Below are 1,085 nucleotides of genomic sequence, written 5' to 3'. Positions count from 1 at the left end.
GCTGCTCTGACCCGCGTCTGCTCCGAAGTATTCGGTTCGGCCAAGGTTGACTTCGACAAGATCGACAGCGCTCCAGAAGAAAAAGCTCGCGGTATCACCATCAACACCGCTCACGTTGAATACGACTCGTCTGTGCGTCACTACGCACACGTTGACTGCCCAGGTCACGCCGACTACGTAAAAAACATGATCACCGGTGCTGCGCAGATGGACGGCGCTATCCTGGTTTGCTCGGCCGCTGATGGTCCGATGCCGCAAACTCGTGAGCACATCCTGCTGTCCCGTCAGGTGGGCGTTCCGTACATCGTTGTCTTCCTGAACAAGGCTGACATGGTTGACGACGCTGAGCTGCTGGAGCTGGTTGAAATGGAAGTGCGTGACCTGCTCAGCACTTACGATTTCCCAGGCGACGACACTCCGATCATCATCGGTTCCGCTCTGATGGCTCTGAACGGCCAAGACGACAACGAAATGGGCACCAGCGCTGTTAAGAAGCTGGTTGAAACTCTGGACAGCTACATCCCTGAGCCGGTTCGTGCAATCGACAAGCCGTTCCTGATGCCAATCGAAGACGTATTCTCGATCTCCGGTCGTGGCACCGTGGTAACTGGTCGTATCGAGCGCGGTATCGTCAAGATCCAGGAAGAAATCGAAATCGTTGGTCTGCGTGATACCACCAAGACCACCTGTACCGGTGTTGAAATGTTCCGCAAGCTGCTCGACGAAGGTCGTGCTGGCGAGAACTGCGGTGTTCTGCTGCGCGGCACCAAGCGTGACGACGTAGAGCGTGGCCAGGTTCTGGTCAAGCCAGGTTCGGTTAAGCCGCACACCACCTTCACTGCAGAAGTGTATGTGTTGAGCAAAGAAGAAGGCGGTCGTCATACTCCGTTCTTCAAAGGCTACCGTCCTCAGTTCTACTTCCGTACTACTGACGTAACTGGTAACTGCGAACTGCCGGAAGGCGTTGAGATGGTAATGCCAGGTGACAACATCCAGATGACTGTCACTCTGATCAAAACCATCGCAATGGAAGAGGGTCTGCGTTTCGCCATTCGTGAAGGCGGTCGTACCGTCGGCGCCGGCGT

The 1,085-nt window shown here is 55.5% G+C and carries 1 protein-coding gene; it reads left to right on the top strand.

The annotated features are described in order from the left end of the window. The coding region (gene tuf, locus DBR00_RS15200) for an elongation factor Tu (RefSeq protein ID WP_108489218.1) at positions 1–1,085 on the top strand (1,085 nt) is incomplete at both ends.

The sequence above is a fragment of the Pseudomonas sp. HMWF032 genome (assembly GCF_003060885.1).
Lineage (GTDB): Bacteria > Pseudomonadota > Gammaproteobacteria > Pseudomonadales > Pseudomonadaceae > Aquipseudomonas.
Note: the sequence above shows the minus strand (reverse complement) of the source record. Positions and strands in the feature narration are given on the sequence as shown.